The sequence below is a fragment of the Phenylobacterium sp. genome (assembly GCF_030679875.1).
GTDB lineage: Bacteria > Pseudomonadota > Alphaproteobacteria > Caulobacterales > Caulobacteraceae > Phenylobacterium.
Genome location: NZ_JAUXSP010000019.1, coordinates 236,297 through 257,122, shown reverse-complemented (window position 1 = coordinate 257,122; position 20,826 = coordinate 236,297). Strand labels below are relative to the sequence as shown.

General features: G+C 69.5%; 22 protein-coding genes and 1 riboswitch. Of the genes, 14 read left to right on the top strand and 8 right to left on the bottom strand.

All coding sequences use genetic code 11. The features are described 5' to 3' along the window. Window positions 1-38: 38 nt before the first annotated feature. From Q8K84_RS12370 to Q8K84_RS12345, 6 genes are all read left to right on the top strand, one after another. Entirely contained in the window at window positions 39-869 is an 831-nt protein-coding gene (locus tag Q8K84_RS12370) for a folate-binding protein YgfZ (RefSeq protein ID WP_305282962.1), read from the top strand. A gap of 42 nt (window positions 870-911) precedes the next feature. Then, window positions 912-1,502: a DNA-3-methyladenine glycosylase I gene (locus Q8K84_RS12365; protein ID WP_305282961.1), complete on the top strand. Its 591-nt coding sequence runs from the start codon at window positions 912-914 to the stop codon at window positions 1,500-1,502. Further along, the gene (locus Q8K84_RS12360; RefSeq protein WP_305282959.1) at window positions 1,502-2,179 is read left to right on the top strand and encodes a ribonuclease HII; all 678 of its coding nucleotides are present in this window, start codon (window positions 1,502-1,504) and stop codon (window positions 2,177-2,179) included. Before Q8K84_RS12365 ends, Q8K84_RS12360 begins: the two co-directional genes overlap by 1 nt. 80 nt (window positions 2,180-2,259) lie before the next feature. Then, window positions 2,260-4,062, top strand: a complete 1,803-nt coding sequence (locus Q8K84_RS12355; RefSeq protein ID WP_305282958.1) for an alpha/beta fold hydrolase — start codon at window positions 2,260-2,262, stop codon at window positions 4,060-4,062. Between the two features lie 52 nt (window positions 4,063-4,114). Then, window positions 4,115-4,711: a helix-turn-helix transcriptional regulator gene (locus Q8K84_RS12350; protein WP_305282957.1), complete on the top strand. Its 597-nt coding sequence runs from the start codon at window positions 4,115-4,117 to the stop codon at window positions 4,709-4,711. Between the two features lie 95 nt (window positions 4,712-4,806). After that, a complete protein-coding gene (locus tag Q8K84_RS12345) occupies window positions 4,807-5,895 on the top strand; it encodes a site-specific DNA-methyltransferase (RefSeq protein ID WP_305282956.1) in 1,089 nt (362 codons plus the stop codon). Here the strand turns inward: Q8K84_RS12345 and mutY are convergent. Beyond that, entirely contained in the window at window positions 5,892-6,938 is a 1,047-nt protein-coding gene (mutY, locus tag Q8K84_RS12340) for an A/G-specific adenine glycosylase (RefSeq protein WP_305282955.1), read from the bottom strand. The genes Q8K84_RS12345 and mutY overlap by 4 nt on opposite strands. A gap of 81 nt (window positions 6,939-7,019) precedes the next feature. On the opposite strand from mutY, the gene Q8K84_RS12335 reads away from it, so the two are divergent. The 8 genes from Q8K84_RS12335 (at window position 7,020) to Q8K84_RS12300 (ending at window position 14,593) form a co-directional block, all read left to right on the top strand. Beyond that, the gene (locus Q8K84_RS12335; RefSeq protein WP_305282954.1) at window positions 7,020-7,571 is read left to right on the top strand and encodes a DUF721 domain-containing protein; all 552 of its coding nucleotides are present in this window, start codon (window positions 7,020-7,022) and stop codon (window positions 7,569-7,571) included. Window positions 7,572-7,611: 40 nt separating this feature from the next. After that, complete coding sequence (locus tag Q8K84_RS12330) at window positions 7,612-8,292, top strand: DsbA family protein (protein WP_305282953.1); 681 nt, start codon at window positions 7,612-7,614, stop codon at window positions 8,290-8,292. A gap of 23 nt (window positions 8,293-8,315) precedes the next feature. After that, a complete protein-coding gene (gene smc, locus Q8K84_RS12325) occupies window positions 8,316-11,759 on the top strand; it encodes a chromosome segregation protein SMC (RefSeq protein WP_305282952.1) in 3,444 nt (1,147 codons plus the stop codon). 168 nt (window positions 11,760-11,927) lie between these two features. Beyond that, on the top strand, window positions 11,928-12,329 hold the full coding sequence (locus Q8K84_RS12320) for an AtpZ/AtpI family protein (protein WP_305282951.1): 402 nt from the start codon (window positions 11,928-11,930) through the stop codon (window positions 12,327-12,329). Window positions 12,330-12,332: 3 nt separating this feature from the next. Next, on the top strand, window positions 12,333-13,085 hold the full coding sequence (locus tag Q8K84_RS12315; RefSeq protein WP_305282950.1) for a F0F1 ATP synthase subunit A: 753 nt from the start codon (window positions 12,333-12,335) through the stop codon (window positions 13,083-13,085). 58 nt (window positions 13,086-13,143) lie between these two features. After that, the gene (locus Q8K84_RS12310; RefSeq protein ID WP_300579263.1) at window positions 13,144-13,371 is read left to right on the top strand and encodes a F0F1 ATP synthase subunit C; all 228 of its coding nucleotides are present in this window, start codon (window positions 13,144-13,146) and stop codon (window positions 13,369-13,371) included. Between the two features lie 119 nt (window positions 13,372-13,490). Continuing rightward, complete coding sequence (locus tag Q8K84_RS12305; RefSeq protein WP_305282949.1) at window positions 13,491-14,090, top strand: hypothetical protein; 600 nt, start codon at window positions 13,491-13,493, stop codon at window positions 14,088-14,090. Between the two features lie 11 nt (window positions 14,091-14,101). Then, window positions 14,102-14,593: a F0F1 ATP synthase subunit B gene (locus Q8K84_RS12300; RefSeq protein WP_305282948.1), complete on the top strand. Its 492-nt coding sequence runs from the start codon at window positions 14,102-14,104 to the stop codon at window positions 14,591-14,593. On the opposite strand, the gene Q8K84_RS12295 is transcribed toward Q8K84_RS12300, so the two are convergent. The 7 genes from Q8K84_RS12295 to Q8K84_RS12265 all read right to left on the bottom strand — a co-directional run bounded on the left by Q8K84_RS12295 (window position 14,580) and on the right by Q8K84_RS12265 (window position 20,799). Next, on the bottom strand, window positions 14,580-15,002 hold the full coding sequence (locus Q8K84_RS12295; RefSeq protein WP_305282947.1) for a hypothetical protein: 423 nt from the start codon (window positions 15,000-15,002) through the stop codon (window positions 14,580-14,582). The two genes, Q8K84_RS12300 and Q8K84_RS12295, sit on opposite strands and share 14 nt — an antisense overlap. A gap of 130 nt (window positions 15,003-15,132) precedes the next feature. Next, window positions 15,133-16,713, bottom strand: a complete 1,581-nt coding sequence (gene gcvPB / locus Q8K84_RS12290) for an aminomethyl-transferring glycine dehydrogenase subunit GcvPB (RefSeq protein ID WP_305282946.1) — start codon at window positions 16,711-16,713, stop codon at window positions 15,133-15,135. Next, window positions 16,710-18,056, bottom strand: coding sequence for an aminomethyl-transferring glycine dehydrogenase subunit GcvPA (gene gcvPA, locus Q8K84_RS12285; RefSeq protein ID WP_305282943.1), 1,347 nt, complete (start codon window positions 18,054-18,056; stop codon window positions 16,710-16,712). The genes gcvPB and gcvPA overlap by 4 nt, the downstream gene beginning before the upstream one ends. 5 nt (window positions 18,057-18,061) lie before the next feature. Then, the gene (gcvH, locus tag Q8K84_RS12280) at window positions 18,062-18,427 is read right to left on the bottom strand and encodes a glycine cleavage system protein GcvH (protein ID WP_305282940.1); all 366 of its coding nucleotides are present in this window, start codon (window positions 18,425-18,427) and stop codon (window positions 18,062-18,064) included. A gap of 17 nt (window positions 18,428-18,444) precedes the next feature. Beyond that, complete coding sequence (gene gcvT, locus Q8K84_RS12275; RefSeq protein ID WP_305282937.1) at window positions 18,445-19,554, bottom strand: glycine cleavage system aminomethyltransferase GcvT; 1,110 nt, start codon at window positions 19,552-19,554, stop codon at window positions 18,445-18,447. 168 nt (window positions 19,555-19,722) lie between these two features. Then, a riboswitch (glycine riboswitch) is annotated at window positions 19,723-19,816 on the bottom strand. Window positions 19,817-19,889: 73 nt separating this feature from the next. Then, a complete protein-coding gene (locus Q8K84_RS12270) occupies window positions 19,890-20,357 on the bottom strand; it encodes an ArsI/CadI family heavy metal resistance metalloenzyme (protein WP_305282934.1) in 468 nt (155 codons plus the stop codon). A 106-nt stretch (window positions 20,358-20,463) separates the two neighbouring features. Beyond that, a complete protein-coding gene (locus Q8K84_RS12265; RefSeq protein ID WP_305282932.1) occupies window positions 20,464-20,799 on the bottom strand; it encodes a YnfA family protein in 336 nt (111 codons plus the stop codon). Window positions 20,800-20,826: the final 27 nt, after the last annotated feature.

Sequence of the window (20,826 nt, the reverse complement as noted above, 5' to 3'; positions counted from 1 at the left end):
GCTGGCGCGCGAGCCGCCGCGATCCTAAGTGCGACACCATGGTCCAGACTCTGCATTACGCCCGCCTCGACTCCCGAAGCCTGATCGCCCTGGGGGGGCCAGATTGGCGGGACTTCCTGCACAATCTGATCAGCCAGAATGTCGAAACTCTGGCCGTGGGCGAGATCCGCTTCGGGGCCCTGCTCACCCCGCAGGGCAAGGTGCTCTACGACCTGTTCGTGGTCGGCCGCGAGGACGGCTGCTGGCTGGACGTGGCCGCCGAGCACCGCGACGCCATCCTGCAGCGGCTGATGATCTACCGCCTGCGGGCCAAGGTGACGATCGCCGCAGAGGAGGCACCGGTGACCGTTCTGTTCGGCGGGGGGCCTGCGCCAGGTGAAGGCTGGCTGGCCGATCCGCGCCTGCCGGACCTGGGCTGGCGGGGCTATGGTCTTCCGGCCCCGCAGGGACTGATCGAAGGTGGTGAAGCTGACTACGCCGCCTTCTCCCGGTCGCTCGGCGTGCCGGGACCGGCGGACTGGGGGGTAGAGCAGACCTATCCCATCGAGGCCAATTTCGACCTGCTGGACGGGATCGACTTCAAGAAGGGCTGTTTTGTCGGCCAGGAGACCACCTCGCGCATGAAGCGCCGCGGGACGGTGAAGACGCGCTTCCTGCCCATCGCCTTCGACGGCGAGACGCCGCCGCCCGGCGCCGAAATCCTGGCCGGCGAGCTGAGGGCCGGCGTTGTGCTGAGCGGCGCCGACGGCCTGGCCATGGCCTCCCTGCGCCTCGACCGAATCGCAGGCGCCGACCTGAGCGTGGACGGCCAACCCGCGCGGGTGGTTCGGCCGGACTGGTTCGATGCGCGAATGGCCGCCCCTTTCTAGGGGCGCTTGCCCGAAGCGGCCTGGGTCGCAAGACTCGCTGGCATGAGCAGCGACCTGATTCGATGCGGTTGGCGCGGCATGGCGGGCGATCCCCTGTACGAGGCCTATCACGACACCGACTGGGGCGTGCCCGAGTACGACCCCCAGGCGCTGTGGGAGAAGCTGGTGCTCGACGGCTTCCAGGCCGGCCTTTCCTGGATCACCATCCTGCGCAAGCGTGAGGCTTTCCGCGAAGCCTTTGGCGGCTTTGATCCCGAGATCGTCGCCCGCTTCGGCGAGACCGACCGCGCCCGGCTGATGGCGGACGCTGGCATCGTGCGCTCCAACGCCAAGATCGACGCGGCGATCAACAGTGCGCGGATCTATCTGGACATGCGCGAGAAGGGCCAGGACCTGTCGTCCTTCCTCTGGGCCTTCACCGACGGCAAGCCGATCCAGAACCAGTGGAGCGAGATCGGCCAGGTTCCCGCCCAGACGCCCCTGGCCGTGGAGGTGTCCAAGGCGCTGAAGGCGCAGGGCTACAAGTTCGTCGGTCCGGTGATCGTCTACGCCTTCATGCAGGCCGTGGGCATGGTCAACGACCACCTCACCTGCTGCTTCCGTCACGACGACGTTGCGGCTATGAGCGCCTGATGGCCCGCAAGCCCGCCCCCCTTCTTGTCGTCCCCGACCTGCTGCTGGAAACCGCCTGTCCCTCGCCGGTGTGCGGCGTGGACGAGGCGGGCCGCGGGCCCTGGGCGGGGCCAGTCAGCGCCGGGGCCGTGATCCTCGATCCGGCGCGCATTCCGGCCGGCCTGAACGATTCCAAAAAGCTGACCGCCAAGGCCCGCGCCGGCCTGGAGATCGAGATCAAGGCCTGCGCCATCGCCTGGGGCGTGGGCTTCGCCTCGGTGGGGGAGATCGGCGAGCTCAACATCCTGCACGCCGCGGGCCTGGCCATGTGCCGGGCCATCGAGGCGCTGGAGGTGACGCCGGTCTTCGCCCTGGTAGACGGCAACTATCCCTTCAAGCTCCCCTGCCCGGTCAAGACGGTGGTCGGCGGCGACGGCAAGTCCCTGTCCATCGCCGCGGCTTCGATCCTGGCCAAGGTCGCCCGGGACCGGCTGATGGTCGAGATGGACGAGCGCTATCCCGGCTACGGCTTCGCCGGCCACAAGGGCTATGGCGCGCCGATCCATATCAACGCCCTGGAACGGCTTGGCCCCTGCGAGATTCACCGCACCACCTGGGCGCCGGTGCAAAAGGTGCTGCGCGGCGAGAAGATCACGGGGAACCTCGCCGAGTTCGACGCCGCCCCCCCGCAAGGCTGATTGGCGACTCGGGTTCACCGACCGATGGCGCTTGACCTGCGCCCTCCGCCCCCGGCGAATGACAACCAGGACGTGTTGGTGTGAACAGGGGCTTGGCCGCGGTCATGCAGCCAGGAGAGAAGCGTAAGCTGGCGGCGGGGACCGCAACCGGCGGGCTGGGGGCTGAGCGCCTCCTGGCCTCGATCGCCCGCGTGTCTCAGGATGCGCCAGCGACGGGGGCGCCCCTGTCCGTGCCCGCCCAGGCCCTGGCCAGCGCCGCCTTTTCCAGCTCCGGCCGTCTGATCATCGCCGACCCCGCCTTCACAGACGCCTTCGGACTCGATCTGCAGCTGGACGCCGCCCCGGCCCCAGGGGCCTATCGGCTCCTCGTCCAGCCATGCGAGGACGGCTCGGTGGCGGTGATGCTGATCGCTTCGCCCCTGGCCGCCCGGGGCTGGCCCCTGTCACCGACGATAGCCGCTGTGGCGGGCGAAGCCCGGTTTGTCGCCCTGACCTATCGCCCCTTCGCCCACCCCAACCTGGTCGGGCGGGCTTGTGAGGGGTGGCGGCTGACCTCCCTGGAGACCCGGGTGGTTTCCGCCCTTCTCGCGAACGACAACCTTAAGGTCGCCGCCCGGACGGCTGGCGTCGCCTATGAGACCGCCCGGGAAGCAATCGCCGCGGCCCTGCGCAAGGCCGGCGCGCGCCGGCAGGCCGATCTGGTCCGCCGCCTGCACATGGCCGCCGGAGTCGGAGAGTTTGATCTGGCGGAGGTCGGTCTCTTCGCCCCGGCTCTTGGTCTGCCCCTTCGCCAGGCGGCGGTGTGCCGACTGGTGGCCATGGGCCTGACGCGGCCTGAGATCGCCGCCACCCTGCGGGTCAGCGAGCATGTGGTGAAGGCCGAGCTCAAGCGCCTGTTCGAAACCCTTGGGGTGCGCACAGCCGGCGCCTTGAGCGAGGTGGCCGTCCAGGCCTCGATCCTCCTCGCCTTGGCGGGCGCCGACAATCTGGCCCATGCGGCCCAGGCTGACGAGTTGCGGCCCCTTCGTCTACTGAGCCGGCCCGAAGGGGGCGGCCGGATCGCCCTGTCGGACTACGGACCGGCCAGCGGCGCGCCAACCTTCCTCATGCATAGCGCGCTGACCGGCAGCCTCATCGACCGGGGCCTGATCAAGGCCCTGCAGCGCCGGGGCCTTCGGCCTATCGCCATCGAGCGGCCGGGTTTTGGCCTCACCGATCCACCACCGACCGGCAGCGAGAGCGCGGCCGAACGGGCCGCCGCCGACATGGCCCTGGCCGCCGAGGCGCTGAAACTGAAGCGGGTCCGCCTCCTCTGCCGAGGGGGCGAAGCCGCCGCCCTGATCTTCGCCGAGGCCCATCCCCAACTGTTCGCGGGCGGCGTCCTGCTCAATCCCTTTCGGCCCTATGAGGTCGACACCCGGTGGGACGGGTTGATGAACATGGCCAAGCGGATGATCGCCGCCCAGCCACACCTGATCGAGTCGATCGCCGCCTTCCTAGTGCGGCGCGCCAGTCCGAGGTCAATGGCCGGTATTGTGCGCGAGGCGGTGAAGGCCAGCCCGTCTGACCTCGCTGCTCTGGAGGACCAAAGGATCCTGGCCGACTATGTGGCGTCTGCGCGCCTGGCCGCCCTGGCCACGCCGTGGGGCTTCATCCAGGAACAGAGCGCCTATGTCGGCTGGCGCCCGCCTCCCATGGCGGACGGTCGGGCCTGGACGCGGCTGCTGGGCGAGCAGGATGTCCTCTATCTGCCAGGCGAAGGCGACGAGGTGTGGGACGAGGCCCTGCCCGGCCACCGGGTGATCCGAATTCCGGAGGCTGGCCGGCTGATCCACGCCTCCCACCCCGAGATCGTGGCCGAGGTTGTGGCGGGCCTTACCTGACCCCCCAACCGGGGATTCCTGGCCAGCGTGACCGGCCGCATCCTCGGCCATCATGACGCACCAGACCCTGAACACCTGGCCTCACATCCCCGTCTCGACCGCCTGGGCGCTCGCACCGCCGCTGACCCAGTCCAGCGGCGCGGTGCTGGTGGTCGATGGCGGCGATCGGGTTCTGGGCGGAAACCCCGCCGGTGCGGCCCAGTTCAACGCCATGCTGGGTGTGATTGAGGGTGATCGGCTGGCCTTCCGGGACGTCGCCTGCGCCGAGGCCCTGGCCGCCGCCCGGCAGCGCCTGCGCCAGGACCGCCTGGGCGAGGTCATCATCCGGTTCGAGGCCGACGCGGGCGGACCCTTCTTCGCCCTCCTGTCAGGCGGCGGCGACTGCTACGCCCTGGTCCTGCCCCCGCTCGCCCGCACTGAAGCGGTGGCCGGCGCCCTGATGAGCAGTTTTGGACTGACGCCGGCGGAGACCCGGCTGGCTCTCACGCTCCAGGCTGGCCTGACCCTCGCCGAGGCCGGGCGCGACCTCGACATCTCCGTCAACACGGTCCGCAACCAGCTCCGGGCCATCTTCGACAAGCTCGGGCTCCGCCGGCAGAGCGAGCTGGCCCGCACCCTGGCCCAGCTGGAAGCCCTGGCGACAGCCTAGGTCGTTCTTGACTTAACCCCTCGTTCACTACGTTTCGAAACGGCCCCTTCACCACGATAGGGGAAGATTCCCTTCTGTAGATCTGAGGGGCGTCCATGAGCTTTCCCGCCGAGACCATCATCCAGGGCGATTGCATCGAGGAGCTGAAGAAGCTCCCGACGGGGTCTGTGGACCTGGTGTTCGCCGACCCGCCCTACAATCTGCAGCTGGGCGGCGACTTGCTGCGGCCGGACAATTCCAAGGTCGACGCGGTGGACGACGACTGGGATCAGTTCGAGAGCTTCGCGGCCTATGACGCCTTCACCAAGGCCTGGATGGCGGAATGCCGCCGCGTCCTGAAGGACGACGGCGCCCTTTGGGTCATCGGCAGCTACCACAACATCTTCCGGGTCGGTGTGACCCTGCAGGACCTGGGCTTCTGGATCCTGAACGACGTGGTCTGGCGCAAGACCAACCCGATGCCGAACTTCAAGGGCACCCGCTTCACCAACGCCCATGAAACCCTGATCTGGGCGGCCAAGTCCCGGGGCGGGCGGCGCTACACCTTCAACTATGACGCCATGAAGATGGCCAATGACGAACTGCAGATGCGCTCGGACTGGACCTTTCCCCTGTGCACTGGGGAGGAGCGGATCAAGGACGCCACCGGCGCCAAGGCCCATCCGACCCAGAAGCCCGAAGCCTTGCTGCACCGCCTGATCCTGGCCTCGACCAGGCCCGGCGACGTCATCCTCGACCCCTTCTTCGGCTCGGGCACCACCGGCGCGGCCGCCAAGCGCCTGGGCCGGCGCTTCATCGGCCTGGAGAAGGAAGACGAGTACATCGCCGTCGCCAAGACCCGTATCTCCAAGGTGCTTCCCGTTTCGCCCGAAGACGTTCAGGTGACCGGCTCCAAGCGCTCCGAGCCCCGGGTGCCCTTCGGCCAGATCGTTGAGGCCGGCCTGCTGCGGCCTGGTGACGTCCTCTATTGCCCCAAGGGTGAGCGGGCGGCCCGGGTCCGCGCCGACGGCAGCCTGGCGGTCGGCGAGATGACCGGCTCGATCCACAAGGTCGGGGCGATGGTGCAGTCGGCCCCAGCCTGCAACGGCTGGACCTACTGGCACTTCAAGACCGACGCGGGCCTCGCCCCCATCGACGTCCTGCGGATCAAGATGCGCAAGGAAATCCCGGCGGTCGCGGCTTAAAGCAGGTTCGACAGCCCCGCGCGCGCAGCCTTCAGGAAAACGCTCGGCAGGGCGTCGAGGTCGCGCCGGGCGCTCCAGATCACGCCGTCGGCCTCGCCCTCGGCCCGCAGCAGCCGCAGGGTCAGTGAGAAGTGGGTGAAGACATGCTCCACCTCGCCAGCGCCCCGCCAGTCGGCTGACACAGGGGCTGCAGTCCTCGCCTCGGCCTCTGACCACCGGGCGTCCCGCCAGTCGCTGGTCGGCAGGGCCAGCATACCGCCGAGCAGGCCCTTGGGCGGGCGGCGCACCAGGGCCACCTCGTCTCCACGGGTCAGGATATAGGCCACCCCGTGGCGATGGGGCCGGGCCGCCTTGGCGGTCTTGCGCGGATAGGTCTCAGGCGCGCCCGTCGCGAGGCCCGCACAGGCGCTCGTCAGAGGACAGCGGTCGCACAGCGGCGACTTCGGCCGACAGACCGTGGCCCCCAGGTCCATCAGCGCCTGAGCCCAGTCGCCGGGGCGCTCACCTCGGACCAGGGCGGCGGCCAGGCTCTTGAGCTCCGGCTTGGCGGCCGGCAGGGGCGTCTCCACGGCGAACAGCCGCGCCATTACTCGCTCCACATTGCCGTCGACCACATTGGTCGCCTCGTCAAAGGCGATCGCCGCCACCGCCGCGGCCGTATAGGGGCCGAGCCCCGGCAGGGCGCGCAGGGCCGCCTCGGTGTCGGGAAAGACGCCCCCATGCTGATCGGCCACCGCCCGGGCGCAGGCCAGCAGGTTGCGGGCGCGGGCGTAGTAGCCAAGGCCGGCCCAGGCGGCCATGACCTCATGGTCCGGCGCGGCGGCCAGGTCAGACACAGTGGGCCAGCGGGCGGTGAACTTCAGGAAGTAGGGGGCGGCGTGCGGCACGGTGGTCTGCTGCAGCATCACCTCCGACAGCCAGACCCGGTAGGGATCGGAACGCAACCCGTCCTGCCCGGCCGCGGGGCCCGTGCGCCAGGGCAGGTCGCGGGCATGGGCGTCGTACCAGGACAACAGGTTGAGGCGGATCTGTTCAGGGCTCACCGCCAGAGACTTAAGGCCTCTTGCCGGCCTTGTGCAGGGGGACTCCGCGACGGGCGTATCCGGGTGTATCGTAGCGCCGACATGGCCCCCCGCTCCCTGCCCGACCTGGAAGAGACCCGTCAGATCCTGGCCAGCCGTCGCACGCGCCCGGCGCCGCGACCGCCGCCGCCGGCGGGGCGCGGCCTGTCCAAGCTGATCCGCGAGCTCGACGCCCGCTTTGGCCAGGGCCCCGGCGCCCTGCAGGCCCGCTGGCGCGAGATCGTCGGCGAGCAGATCGCCCGGCGCACCGAACCTGTGAAATTGGTCAAGGGTCGCAATGGCGCCGGCGCCGCCCTTGAGATCCGGGTGGCCGGGCCCTCAGCGGCCCTCGTCCAGCACCAGGCGCCGGAGATCCTGTCCCGGGTGAATCTGTTTCTGGGCTCCGGCGCGGTGGAGCGCCTGCGCATCGTCCAGGGCCCCTTGAGGCCCGCGCCGGCCAGCACAGCCCAGGCGCCCCGCAAACGGCAAGCCCCCCTGGACGCCGCTCAGGAGGCCGAGCTGAGCCAGAGCCTTGCCGGCGCCGCCGAGGGGCCCCTCAAGTCCGCCTTGCTGGCCCTGGGGCGCGGCGTGATGCGGAACGCCCAGCGACGTTGACATTGTTGGTCTGCGGCCGTTCTTGCCGTCCAAAGGCGCCATGGGCCTTACCCTGGGAATCGCGTTTTACTTCACAATCTCGACCTTCATGCACAAAGGGCCGACCACCATGCCGAACCTCAGCCGCCGCCTAATGATGGCCGTCGCCGCTGCGACCCTCTTCCTGGGCGCCTGCTCGGGCCAGTCCTCCGCCGCCGCCGATGGCGACATGAGCCTGGGCGACCCCAATGCGCCGGTGAAGATGGTGGAGTACGCCTCCCTGAGCTGCGTGCACTGCGCCACCTTCAACAACGAGGTCTTTCCGGAGTTGAAGGCCAAGTACATCGACACCGGCACAGTCCACTACACCCTCAAGGAATTCCTGACGCCGCCGAACGAGGTGGCCGCGGCGGGCTTCCTGCTGGCGCGCTGCGCGGGCGACGACAAGTACTTCGGCGTGATCGACTCGATCTTCCACAGCCAGCAGGAGATGTTCACCTCCGGCGACATCCGCGGGACCCTGCTGAGAGTGGCGCGCTCGGCTGGGCTCAGCGAAGAGCAGTTCCAGTCCTGCATTTCGAGCGAAGAGGGCCTGCGCGCCCTGAACGCGCGGATCGACAAGACGCAGCGCGAAGCGCGTATCACCTCGACCCCCACCTTCACGATCAATGGCAAGGTGGCCAAGGAAGGCGCGATGAGCATGGCCGAGATCGACGCCGCCGTGGCTGCAGCCCAGAAATAGGCCTGAGGGGGACCTAGGCGCCCGTGCGCTTCCAGCGGCTTCGGCTCACCGGCTTCAAGTCCTTCGTCGATCCGACCGAGTTCCGGATCGAGCCGGGGCTGACGGGAATTGTCGGGCCGAACGGCTGCGGCAAGTCGAACCTGCTGGAAGCCCTGCGCTGGGTCATGGGCGCCAATTCCGCCAAGGCCATGCGGGCCGGCGGCATGGACGACGTCATCTTTGCGGGGTCGGGCAAGCGTCCGTCCCGCAACCATGCCGACGTCACCCTGACCATCGACAATGCCGACCGACGCGCGCCGGCCGCCTACAACGACCATCCGGTTCTCGAGGTGGTGCGCCGGATCGACCGGGGCTCGGGCTCCACCTACCGCATCAATGGCAAGGAGGTCCGCGCCCGGGACGTCCAGCTGCTGTTCGCCGACGCCTCCACCGGTTCCAACTCCCCCGCCCTGGTGCGCCAGGGACAGATTTCCGAGCTGATCGCCGCCAAGCCGCAGAACCGGCGGCTGATCCTCGAGGAGGCGGCCGGCGTCTCAGGCCTGCATTCACGCCGCCATGAGGCCGAGCTGCGGCTGCGGGCGGCCGAGACCAACCTCGCCCGCCTGGACGACGTGGCCCAGGAACTGGAAGGCGGGCTCAACCGCCTGCGCCGGGAAGCCCGGCAGGCCGAGCGCTACAAGCGCCTGTCCGCCGAGATCCGCACCCTGCAATCGGCCCTGCTCCACGCCCGCTGGACTGAGGCGCGCCTGGCTGCGGAGCGGTTGCACAGGGAGGCTGGCGAAGCAGGTCGCGCCGTGGAGGCGGCCGCTCGCGCCGCCGCCGCCGCCACGACAGACGCCGCCATCGCCGAGGCGGCGCTCGCCCCCCTGCGTGAGGCCGAAGCGGTGGCCGCCGCCGTGCTGGGCAAGCTCGCCATCGACAAGGACCGCATCGAACGGGAAGACGAGGCCCTGGCCGCCGAAGTGACCCGCGGCGAGGCGGAGATCAACCGCATCGACGCTGACCGGGGTCGCGAAAGCCAGATGGTCGAGGACGCTCAGGCCGCCCTCGCCCGCCTGGTCGAAGACGTCGAGGCCCTGGAGGCCGCCGTGGCCCAGGCGCCCGAACGCCAGCCCGAGCTTCAGGCCGCCCTCAGCGAGGCCGAGGCCGTGCGGGCGGCCGCCGACGCCGAGGTCGAGCGCCTGGCCGCCGCCCTGGCCGCCCAGGAGGCTCAAAGCCGCGCAGCCGCCGCCCGGATCAGCGAAGCCGAGACGCGGGTCGCCCGGACCCGCCGCACCCTTGATCAGACCCGCGCCGAGCGGGCCGCCATCGGGCCGGCGCAGGATCCCGCCATCATAGAGGCCAAGGCCCGGTTCGACGCCGACCTCGCCGCCCTAAGCGCCGCGCGAGCGCAACTCGAGGCCGCCGAGGAGGCCCAGAGCCGGGCGGCCGCCGCCGAGGCCGAGGCCCGCGAGGCCGCACGAAAGCAAGACGAGGTTATCGCCCGCCTCACCGCCGAGGCCCGGGCGCTGGCCCAGATCGTCGCCCCCCAGTTGCGGGGCGGCTTCGCCCCGGCCCTGGACGCCGTCGCGCCTGAGCGGGGCTATGAAATGGCCCTGGCCGCGGCCCTCGGCGATGACCTTGAGGCCGCCCTCGACGCCAAGGCGCCGGCCTATTGGGGCGGCGGGGAGGCCGAGGCGCCCATCTGGCCGGCTGGCGCCACGCCCCTGAGCGACCACATCAAGGCGCCGCCGCAGCTGGCCGCGCGGCTCGCCTTTGTCGCGCTGGTGTCCCGGGACGCCGGCGAGGCTCTGGCCAAGCTGATCGCCCCCGGCTGCCGGCTGGTCTCCCGCGAAGGCGATCTCTGGCGCTGGGACGGCTTCACCGCCCGGGCCGAGGCCAAGAAGCCCGCCGCGGTGCGGCTGGAGCAGAAGACGCGGCTGGCCGAGGTCGAGGCGGAGATCGAGGCGCTGACCCCCGCCGCCCAGGGCGCCCAGGCGACCCTGGCGGCCGCACAGCGCATGCAGGCGGAGGCCGAACTCGCCCAGAGGGCGGCGCGGCGGGAGCCGCCGGCCTGCGAACACCGCCTGGGACAGGCCCGCGCGGCGCTGGAGCGGCTGGAGCGGGACTCCGCCCGACGGGAGGCTCAGGCCCAGTCCCTGGATGACATGATCGGCCGGTTCGAGGCCGAATTGGCCGAGGCCGAAAGCCACCACGCCGCCGTCCTCGCCGAGCTGGGAGGCGCGAGCGCGAATGGCGACCTGGCCCAGGCGCTGGCCACGGCCCGCACCGCCGCTGGCCCTGCCCGGGAAGCCGCCGCGGCCGCCCGCTCGGCGCTGGATGTCGAGACCCGCGAACGGGAGGGGCGCTCCCGGCGCCTGGCCACCCTGGTCCGCGAACGCGACGACTGGGCGCGGCGGGCCGACACCGCCGCCCGGCGGCTGGAGAGCCTGGAGGCCGAGCGGACCCGCAGCCTGCAGGCCCTGGACGCCGCCCGGGAGGCCCCCAAGGCCCTGGAGTCCCGCCGCATCGCCCTGCTGGACGCCTTCGCCGCGGCCGAGACCCGACGGGCTCAGGCTCGCGACGCCATGCTGGGCGCCGAGACGGCGCGATCGACCACCGAGCGGGCCCTGCGCGCCGCTGAAGCCGCCGCCGCCCAGGCGCGCGAAGCCCGCGCCGCCCTGGACGCCCATCGGGAGGCCGCGGCGCAGCGGCTGGCCGAGATCACCGAGCAGATCCGGGACACCGCCCAGGTGGAGCCCGCGGAACTGGCCCGCCTGCTGGCCGATGAGGCGGTCGCCATTCCCGCCGACGCCGGCGGCATGGAGGCCCACCTCGTGGCCCTGGAGCGGCAACGGGAGTCTATCGGCGCCGTCAATCTGCGCGCCGAAGACGAGGCCCGCGAGAGCGCCACGCGCCTGGAGACCATGCAGACCGAGCGCGCCGATCTGACCGGCGCCATCGCCCGGCTGCGGCAGGGCATCGACGAACTGAACAGCGAAGGCCGGGAGCGGCTGACCGCCGCCTTCGAGGTGATCAACGGCCACTTCAAGACCCTGTTTCAAACCCTGTTCGAAGGCGGGCAGGCCGAGCTGCGCCTGGTGGAGTCCGACGACCCCCTTGAGGCCGGCCTGGAGATCTTCGCCTGCCCACCGGGCAAGCGCATGGCGACCATGAGCCTGATGAGCGGCGGCGAGCAGGCCCTGACGGCCGCGGCCCTGATCTTCGCTGTCTTCCTGGCCAATCCGGCGCCCATCTGCGTGCTGGACGAGGTGGACGCCCCCCTGGACGACGCCAATGTGGACCGGTTCTGCAATATGCTCGACGAGATGCGCAGCCGCACCGAGACCCGGTTCATCACCATCACCCACAATCCGGTGACCATGGCCCGCATGGACCGGCTGTTTGGGGTGACCATGGCCGAGCGGGGGGTCTCCCAGCTGGTCTCGGTGGACCTTCGCCAGGCCGAGGCCCTGGCCGCGGAATAGGCCCGACAGGGGCCGAATCGACGGACTAGGCCGATAGCCAATACAAATCAAACAATTAGACACAGGCGTCAGCGCCTTGACGCTGTACCCTCGCCCCTTTAGGTTCCGCCGCGATCGAACCAGGGGCGCCGGCAGGCCGCCCACGCCCCCGGAAGGCGCCATCCGCTCATGTCGCAACCGACCGATCCGCACGAAGAGGCGCTGAAACGCCTCGATGCTCAACTGGACGCCGTCGATGTCCAGCGCGCGGCGCGCGAGCGGAAGGGGAAGTTCGATACGGGCGCGATCGGCTCTGGCTACAAGCTGGTGGCGGAGCTGATCGGGGGTGTTCTTGGGGGGCTCGGCCTTGGCTGGCTCTTCGATCAATGGGCTGGAACCTCGCCGTGGGGCTTGCTCCTGGGCGTGCTAGTGGGTACCGCCCTGGCGATGTTCTTGATCTCGCGCTCTGCGGGACGCATGAGCGCGCAGGCGGCGGCGAAGGCCGGACCGGTTTCCTCGGTCCCCTTCGACGACGAAGACGCAGACGACGACGGCTGGCCCGCGGGGCCTGGCCAGAATAAGAGGGACTGAGGCGTGGCCGATCCGATGCACCAGTTCGAGATCCAGCAGGTTCTCGAGCTTCCTGCTGTTGCGGGCTTCGATCTTTCGATCACCAATTCGGCCCTGTGGATGATCATCGCCGCGGCCAGCGTCACCCTGTTTTTCGCCGCCGCCTCGGCCAAGGCCGCCGTGGTGCCGGGCCGACTGCAGTCGGTTGGCGAGATGCTCTATGAGCTGATCCACAATCTGACCGACTCGATCATCGGCCACGAGGGCAAGCGCTACTTCCCCTTCGTCTTCACCCTGTTCGCCTTCATCCTGGCCATGAACCTCCTGGGCATGGTCCCCTATTTCTTCACCTCGACCTCGCAGCTGGCGGTGACCGCCACCCTGGGCGTCCTGGTGATCGCCGTGGTCATCGCCGTGGGCTTCGCCCGCAACGGCCTGGGCTTCTTCAAGCTGTTCGTCCCCTCAGGCGTGCCCTTCTTCGTCCTGCCCCTGGTGGTGGTGATTGAGGTCATCTCCTTCCTGGTTCGTCCGGTGACCCTGGCCCTTCGACTGTTTGGCAACATGGTCGGCGGCCACGTCGTCCTGAAGGTCTTCGGCGGCTTCGTGGTCTCCCTGGGCGCGCTGGGCGCGCTGGGGATCGTCGGCGCCCTGGTCACCCTGACCGGCACCGTAGCCATCACCGCCCTTGAGTTCATGGTCGCGTTCCTGCAGGCGTTCGTCTTCGCCGTGCTGGCCTGCGTCTATCTGAACGACGTCGTGAACCTGCATAGCCACTGATCACGACCGACTGCTCACCCCCGTTTCCCGACCCCATCGCTTACACGGAGCACTCTCGATGGATCCCCTTGCTGCTAAATACGTCGGCGCTGGCCTGGCGATGTTGGGCATGATCGGCGCCGGTATCGGCCTCGGCACCATGTTCGGCCAATACCTCAACGGCGCCCTGCGCAACCCGTCGGCCTCGGCCGGCGAGCGTCCGATGCTCTTCCTGGGCATGGCCCTGACCGAAGCCCTCGGCATCTTCGCCTTCGTGGTCGCGCTGCTGATCCTGTTCGCCGCCTAAGGCGAGACTATCCGTGCGTTGGGGGGCGGGCTGGAGAACGGCCCGCCTTTCGCATGGCCCGCCCTGCGGAGGGCCCCTACAGCCGCATGGACCTGAGCAGACTCAACGGAGCGCCTTGAATGGCCCAGACCACAACAGAGCTTGAGCCGGGCGGGGCGATCGTCGAGACCCCACCGACCACCCTGAGCCACGATCTGCACGAGAGCACGGAAGCGGCCGAACACGGTACGTCGGGCCTGCCCCAGTTCGAGTTCGGCTACTGGCCGGGCCAGATCTTCTGGCTGCTCATCGTTTTCGCCATTCTCTACGTCATCCTGTCCAAGCTGTTCCTGCCCCGGGTGGGCGGGGCCATCGAGGCCCGGGCGGCGAAGATCGAGGGTGACCTCGCCGACGCCCGCGCCGCCCGCGATGAGGCCGAGCGCCAGTCGGCCGAGGCCGCTGCGGAACTCGCCCAGGCCCGGGGACGCGCGCAGAAGACCGCCGCCGACGCCAAGGCCGCGGCCAAGGCTGAGGCTGACACCCGCAACGCCGCCGAGGAAGCCAAGCTGCACGAACGGCTGGCCGTCGCCGAGGCCGGCATTCAGGCCGGCCGCGAGAAGGCCATGGCCAATGTGCGCAGCCTGGCCGCCGAGACCGCTGAAGCCATCGTCGAGAAGCTGAGCGGCCAGGCGCCGACTCGCGCCGAGGTGGACGCTGCGATCGCGCGCAACGCCGCCTGAGGAGAGACCAGATGTCCTTTTTCATAACCGCCGAATTCTGGGTTCTGGTCGCCGTCCTGATCTTCTTCGGGCTGCTGATCTATCTGAAGGTGCCCGCCGCCCTGGCGGGGGCCCTGGACGCCCGCGCTGAGCGGATCCAGGCTGAGCTGGACGAGGCCCAGAAGCTGCGGGCCGAGGCCGAGCGCCTGCTGACGGAGATCAAGGCTCAGCGGGAAGAGACCGAACGCCTGGCCGCCGACATGCTGGCCCAGGCCAAGGACGACGCCGAGCGGATGCGCAAGGACGCAGCCGTGAAGCTCGAGGAGCAGATTGTCCGCCGCACCGAAATGGCTGAGCGCAAGATCGCCACCGCCGAGGCGCAGGCCATGGCCGACGTCAAGGCCGCGGCTGCGGAGCTCGCCGCCGAGGCCGCGCGCACCGTCCTGGCCGGCCGCCTGGCGGCTGCGACCACCGATCCCCTGGTGGACAAGGCCATCGGCCAGATGGCCGCTAAGCTACAATAGTCGAAGCCCTGCGGCGGCGCCGGAACAGGCGCCGCCCGCGGATCGCCACCCGGTAGCGCCGCGGGACCAGCAGACGCTCGGTCTTCAGGGTCATTTCCCACATCACCGAAAGCACTTCTGGTCGACGCCGCAGAAGTCTTCGGACCGGACGCAAGGCCCGCGGGTGAGCGCGCTGGAAGCGCACAAAGGCCCGGCGAGCCTTGTAGGAATTTCGCAGAATCAGGATCAGGCCCACCGTCGCCACCGGCAGCCCCATGGGCCCCGGCAAGGGCGCGATGAGGACCCCGGCCAGTACAATCACCCCGCCAAGCGTCGTCAGCCCAAGCCGGATCAGCCGACGCGACAGCCGGCCAAGGCCCCCGCGGGCGGCGGTGGGGTCATAAGTCCGCGCGGAGAGGGCGAGAGACACGCTGGCAAACCTGGAATGGTGCGCGGGCCGACCCTTCCGGGGAGGCGGGGCCCCCGCGCATCTTCCTCATATGTGCAGCGTCAGTCTGAAAGTAAGGCGACAGCCGGGCCCTTTCGAGGCCCGACCGCTGCTATTCTGCGGCGAGCGGCGCCGGCGCCACACCCGGCTCCGGTTTCCAGGTCAGCCGCGGCTTGCGCGCCGCCAGGGTCTCGTCCAGACGGCGCATGGGAGCCAGATAGGGCGCCCCCTTGAAGCGATCCACATCACCGGCCTTCGCCGCCTCGGCCAGGGCGATGAGCGCGTCGCAGAACCGGTCGAGTTCCTGCTTGGACTCCGTTTCGGTGGGCTCGATCAGCATCGCCCCATGGACCACCAGCGGGAAATACATGGTCATGGGGTGGAAGCCCTCGTCGATCATCGCCTTGGCGAAGTCGAGCGTGGTGACGCCGGTCCCCTCAAGCCAGGAATCGTCGAACAGGGCCTCATGCATGCACGGCCCCTCCGGGAACGCCGGGGTCATGACGCCCGACAGGCGCGCCTTGATGTAGTTGGCGTTGAGGACGGCGTCCTCGGCCACCTGGCGCAGACCATCGGCGCCGTGGCTGCGCATGTAGGCGTAGGCGCGGACAAACATGCCCATCTGGCCGTGGAAGGCGCTCATCCGGCCAAAGGCCTGGGCGGCCTCTTCCACCGTTTCCTCCACGAGGGTCAGGCCGTCAGGCCCGTGCACGACCCAGGGGGCCGGCGCGAAGGGCGCCAGGGCCTCCGACAGCACCACGGGGCCCGCGCCAGGACCACCGCCCCCGTGGGGGGTGGAGAAGGTCTTGTGCAGGTTGATGTGCATGGCGTCGACGCCCAGGTCGCCGGGGCGGACCCGGCCGACGATGGCGTTGAAATTGGCGCCGTCACAATAGAAGTAGGCCCCGGCCTCATGGGTCAGGCGGGCGATCTCGATGATATCGCGCTCGAACAGGCCGCAGGTGTTCGGATTGGTGACCATGATGGCCGCCACGTCCGGACCCAGCTTGGCGGCCAGGTCGGCGAGATCGACGCGCCCGTCATCGGTCTGGGCGATCTCGGTCACCGAATAGCCGACGAAGGCCGCGGTGGCCGGATTGGTGCCATGGGCGGAGGTCGGCACCAGGACGCGGCGGCGGGGATCGCCCTTCGCCTCATGGGCCGCCCGGATGGCCAGCAGGCCGCACAGCTCCCCGTGCGCGCCGGCCTTGGGCGACAGGGCCACGGCCGGCATGCCGGTCAGCGTCTTCAGCCAGTGGGAGAGCCGGTCCATCAGGGTCAGCGCACCCTGGATGGTGGCCAGGGGCGCCATGGGATGCAGATCGGCGAAACCGGCCAGCCGCGCCATCTTCTCGTTCAGGCGGGGATTGTGCTTCATCGTGCAGGACCCCAGGGGATAGAGGGCCAAGTCGATGGCGTGGTTCTTCTGCGACAGGCGCACATAGTGGCGCATGGCCTCGGGCTCCGACAGGCCAGGCAGGCCGATCGGGCGCGTGCGAACCAGGTCCCCGAGGTCATCGGCTGATCCCTCGACGGGCGGGAGGTCGACGCCGGTCTTGCCCCAGCCGTCCCGCTCGAAGATCAGGGCTTCGTCCTGCAACAGGCCACGGCCGCCGGTCAGGGAGGTGAAGCCGGCGTCCAGGGGCTGGACATCCTCAGGCCGGGTGGGCCGGCCGACAGTCTGCATGGTCATTGGCCGATCCTCCGGGACAGGGCCTGGGCGAAGGCGTCGATATCCTCATCCAGGGTGGTTTCGGTCGCCGCGCAGAGCAGCACATCGTCCAGCCCGGCGGCCGGGTCGAGCCGCGAGAAGGGCACGCCGGCGACGATCCCGTCCTCCAGCAGCGCCTCGACCATCCGGGCGGCGTCCCCCGGAAGCCGGATGGCGATCTCGTTGAAGTAGCGCCGCGTCAGAACCTCGACGCCTGTGACCGCGCCCAGGGCCCCGGCCAGACGCTGGGCCTTGGCGTGATTGATCGCCGCCAGCTGGCGCAGGCCCGTCTCCCCCAGCAGGGAGAGATGGACGGTGAAGGCGAGCGCGCACAGACCCGAATTGGTGCAGATGTTGGAGGTCGCCTTGTCCCGGCGGATATGCTGTTCACGGGTCGACAGGGTGAGCACGAAGCCCCGACGCCCCTCGGCGTCCACGGTCTCGCCGCAGAGCCGACCCGGCATCTGGCGGACCAGCTTTTCCCGACAGGTGAACAGGCCGATATAGGGGCCGCCGAAGTTCAGCGCATTGCCGATGGACTGCCCCTCGGCGACGGCGATGTCGGCGCCCATCTCGCCGGGCGACTTCAGAAGGCCATAGGACACCGCCTCGGTGGTCACCACGATCAGCAGGGCGCCGGCCGCATGGGCGGCTTCGGCGATGGCGGTCACGTCGGTCGCGGTCCCAAAGACGTTCGGCGTCTGAACCACGACGCAGGCGGTCTCAGAATCAATGGCGTCGATCACCGCGGCCTCGGCGTCCAGGGCGACCGCCTGGCGCACAATGTCCATGCCCTCGGCATGGGCGATGGTCTGGGTGGTGGCGGCATAGTGCGGATGCAGGCCGCCTGAGAGCACCGCCCGCTTCCGGCGTGTGACCCGCCTGGCCATCATCACCGCCTCAGCGCAGGCCGTGGAGCCGTCGTACATCGAAGCATTGGCCACATCGAGGCCGGTCAGGGCGGCGACCTGAGTCTGGAACTCAAACAGGACCTGCAGGGTGCCCTGGGCGATTTCGGGCTGGTAGGGCGTGTAGCTGGTCAGGAATTCCGAACGCTGGATGATGTGGTCCACCGTCGCCGGAACGTGGTGGCGGTAGGCGCCTGCGCCGCAGAAGAACGGCCCCGCGCCGGCGGCGCGATTCAGCCCCGCCAGGGCCGACAGCTCGCGTTCCACCTCAAGCTCGCCGGCATGGTGCTGCAGGGCGAAAGGCTCGGACTTGCGCGCCGCGGCGGGCACGTCGGCGAACAGGTCATCAATGGTCGCAGCGCCGATCACCCCCAGCATCTGGGCGCGGTCGTCGGGTGTGAGCGGCAGGTAGCGCATGGGGGTTACAGGGTCTCCAGATAGGCGTCATAGGCGGCGCGATCCATCAGCGCCTCATAGGCCGAAGCATCGGCGATCTTGACCTTGGCGAACCAGCCGCCGGCCTCAGGCGCCTGGTTGACGGTCTCAGGGGCCTCGGCCAGGGCGCCGTTGGCCTCCAGGACCTCGCCCGACAGGGGCGCGTAGACATCCGAAGCCGCCTTGACGCTCTCGACGACGGCGAGGCCGTCACCCGCCGCGACGGTCTTGCCGACGTCCGGGGTCTCGACGAAGACCACGTCGCCGAGCTGCTCAGCGGCGTAGGCGGTGATCCCGATGGTGGCCACGTCCCCGTCCAGGGAAACCCATTCATGATCCTTGGTGAAGCGCATTTCGGGACGTTCCTTCTCTAAACCTTGCGCACATAGCGATGGGGGACGAATGGGGTTGCAACCACCTGGGCGGGCTGGGCCCTGCCCCGGACGATCACCTTCAGCTCGGTCCCGACGGCGGCCAGGGCCGGCGGCACGAAGCCCAGGGCGATGGGGTAGCCCAGGCTCGGCGCAAATCCCCCGGAGGTGACGAGGCCGACGACATCGCCATCAGCATCGGCGATCTCGGCGCCTTCCCGGGCCGGGGCGCCCTCGACCTTCAGGCCCACCGTCTTGCGGGTCAGGTCCCCTGCCAGCTCGGCGGTGATGCGGCGGGCGCCGGGGAAGTCGCCGGCGTCGCGGCGCTTCTTGGACACCGCAAATCCCAGGCCCGCCTCAATGGGGGAGACCGTCTCATCCAGGTCGTGGCCGTAGAGGGGGAGTCCCGCCTCCAGGCGCAGGCTGTCACGGGCGCCCAGGCCGATGGGTCGCACCCGCTCATCGGCCAACAGGGTGTTCCAGATGCGCAAAGCCGCCTCGCCCGGCACGGAAATCTCGTAGCCGTCCTCGCCGGTATAGCCCGAGCGCGACACGATGGCGTCGACCCCGAAGGCCTGCAGGGCGGCCGTCTCCATGAAGGCCAGTTTTGCGGCGTCCGGCGCATGAATGGCCAGCACCTCTGCAGCCTTCGGCCCCTGCAGAGCCAGCAGGGCCCGATCCTCGAGACGATCGATTCGCACCTGACCGGCCAGTTCGTCGTCTATGACCTTGAAGTCGTTTTCCTTGCAGGCCCCGTTGACCACCACAAACAGGCCGTCGTCATCGGGACGACCGGCCATCAGATCATCGATGATCCCACCCTTCTTGTTCAAAAGGACGGAGTAGCGCTGCTTGCCGGGCTTGAGGCCGATGAAGTCGCCCGGCGTGACCTCTTCGAAGGCCGACAGGGGCGAAACCCCGCGCAGGCGGGCCTGGCCCATATGGGAGACATCGAACAGGCCGGCGTTCTCGCGGGTCCAGAGGTGTTCCTTGAGCACGCCGTCCCTGTACTGCACCGGCATGGAATAGCCGGCGAACGGGACCATCCGGGCGCCGGCCTCCAGATGGGCGGCGTAGAGGGGGGTCAGTTTGAGCGTCTCGTCCGACACGGCGGGCCTCCGGCTGATGTTGCGACGCGCCGGGGGCCTGGTCGCCCATTCCCCATACGCGCCCCCGCTGTCCTTGAGCCTGAGAGATTTAGAGGCGGACAAGCGGGCCCGCGCCCATTGCTCCTTCGGCGAGCCCTACCTGTCGGCGGGCTGCTTTCCAGCGTTCATCAGCTCTTCGCGGTCCGTTTGCCTGAGCGTTTCCGGGGCGGTTGCGCCTTCGGCGCCGACCCAATCAGGGGTCGGTCTCTCCCGCGAGGAGTAGGCCGAAACTCCGCGATCACCGGGCGGGAGTCAACGCGCAAAGTCGACGCCTCCCCCCGACCGGCAAAGGCGCCTCAGCAGCAGGCGGCGACAGGCTCAGCCTTCGGCGCCGGACCACAGCAGGCCGCGGTTTCAGGCTGCATTTCGACGGCGGCGGGAACGTCGTCCTCGCCATAGGTGACCGCTTCACCGAAGGTGTGGAAGGTCTCCCAGCGCAGGCCCGCCGGATCGCTGACCCAGGCCTTGTCTGAGCGGGCGTAGCAGCAGGTGGCGTTCTCCTGATCGAACGTGGTCTCGCCTGCGGCTTTCAGCCGGCCCGAGAGCTCGGTCAGTTCCTCAGCCTCATCGACCTGGATGCCCAGATGGTCCACGCCCACTTGCGCGCCATGGGTCGAGATGGCGAAGTTCACCCGCGGATCCTCCAGCATCCACTTGGCGTAGTCACCCTTGACCACAGCCGGGGCGCTCCCGAACAGGGTGGCGTAAAAACCGATGGACCGGTCGAGATCCTCGACCGAGACGTGAACATGCAAACGCTTCATGGCAGGCTCCTTCAGAGGCGCTGCGGATCTTCTGGCTCACAGGCCTCGAACCCCAGCTCGTTTCTATATTTCTATGATTATAGAAATAAGGAGGGCCGTCAAGGGGTCAGGCCACGGGCTGGCGGGGTCCAAACAGAATGATCGCCGCGCCGATCAGGCAGACCAGGAGCCCGATGACGTCCCATCGGTCGGGCCGCACCCCCTCCACCGCCCAGAGCCAGATCAGGGCCGAGGCGATGTAGATCCCGCCATAGGCGGCGTAGGTCCGTCCTGCATGAGGGGCGTCCACCAGGGTCAGGAGCCAGGCGAACAGGGCCAGGGCCGCCATGCCCGGGATCAGCCAGAGGATGCTCTGTCCCTGTCGCAGCCAGGCCCAGAAGGCGAAACAGCCGGCGATCTCGGCGATCGCGGCGCCCACATAGGCCAGGAGCGAAATCTGCATGGGTCCCCGCCTCTGCTGGAGCGGGAC

Bases quoted from the DNA above. Each gene is read 5' to 3' on its own strand.
- Q8K84_RS12305 (WP_305282949.1), top strand. From the start codon at position 13,491: ATGGCCCAGACCACAACAGAGCTTGAGCCGGGCGGGGCGATCGTCGAG.
- Q8K84_RS12345 (WP_305282956.1), top strand. From the start codon at position 4,807: ATGAGCTTTCCCGCCGAGACCATCATCCAGGGCGATTGCATCGAGGAG.
- Q8K84_RS12360 (WP_305282959.1), top strand. From the start codon at position 1,502: ATGGCCCGCAAGCCCGCCCCCCTTCTTGTCGTCCCCGACCTGCTGCTG.
- Q8K84_RS12300 (WP_305282948.1), top strand. From the start codon at position 14,102: ATGTCCTTTTTCATAACCGCCGAATTCTGGGTTCTGGTCGCCGTCCTG.
- Q8K84_RS12310 (WP_300579263.1), top strand. From the start codon at position 13,144: ATGGATCCCCTTGCTGCTAAATACGTCGGCGCTGGCCTGGCGATGTTG.
- Q8K84_RS12365 (WP_305282961.1), top strand. From the start codon at position 912: ATGAGCAGCGACCTGATTCGATGCGGTTGGCGCGGCATGGCGGGCGAT.
- Q8K84_RS12320 (WP_305282951.1), top strand. From the start codon at position 11,928: ATGTCGCAACCGACCGATCCGCACGAAGAGGCGCTGAAACGCCTCGAT.
- Q8K84_RS12265 (WP_305282932.1), bottom strand. From the start codon at position 20,799: ATGCAGATTTCGCTCCTGGCCTATGTGGGCGCCGCGATCGCCGAGATC.
- Q8K84_RS12370 (WP_305282962.1), top strand. From the start codon at position 39: ATGGTCCAGACTCTGCATTACGCCCGCCTCGACTCCCGAAGCCTGATC.
- gcvPA (WP_305282943.1), bottom strand. From the start codon at position 18,056: ATGCGCTACCTGCCGCTCACACCCGACGACCGCGCCCAGATGCTGGGG.
- Q8K84_RS12270 (WP_305282934.1), bottom strand. From the start codon at position 20,357: ATGAAGCGTTTGCATGTTCACGTCTCGGTCGAGGATCTCGACCGGTCC.
- Q8K84_RS12350 (WP_305282957.1), top strand. From the start codon at position 4,115: ATGACGCACCAGACCCTGAACACCTGGCCTCACATCCCCGTCTCGACC.
- Q8K84_RS12335 (WP_305282954.1), top strand. From the start codon at position 7,020: ATGGCCCCCCGCTCCCTGCCCGACCTGGAAGAGACCCGTCAGATCCTG.
- gcvH (WP_305282940.1), bottom strand. From the start codon at position 18,427: ATGCGCTTCACCAAGGATCATGAATGGGTTTCCCTGGACGGGGACGTG.
- Q8K84_RS12330 (WP_305282953.1), top strand. From the start codon at position 7,612: ATGGGCCTTACCCTGGGAATCGCGTTTTACTTCACAATCTCGACCTTC.
- gcvPB (WP_305282946.1), bottom strand. From the start codon at position 16,713: ATGACCATGCAGACTGTCGGCCGGCCCACCCGGCCTGAGGATGTCCAG.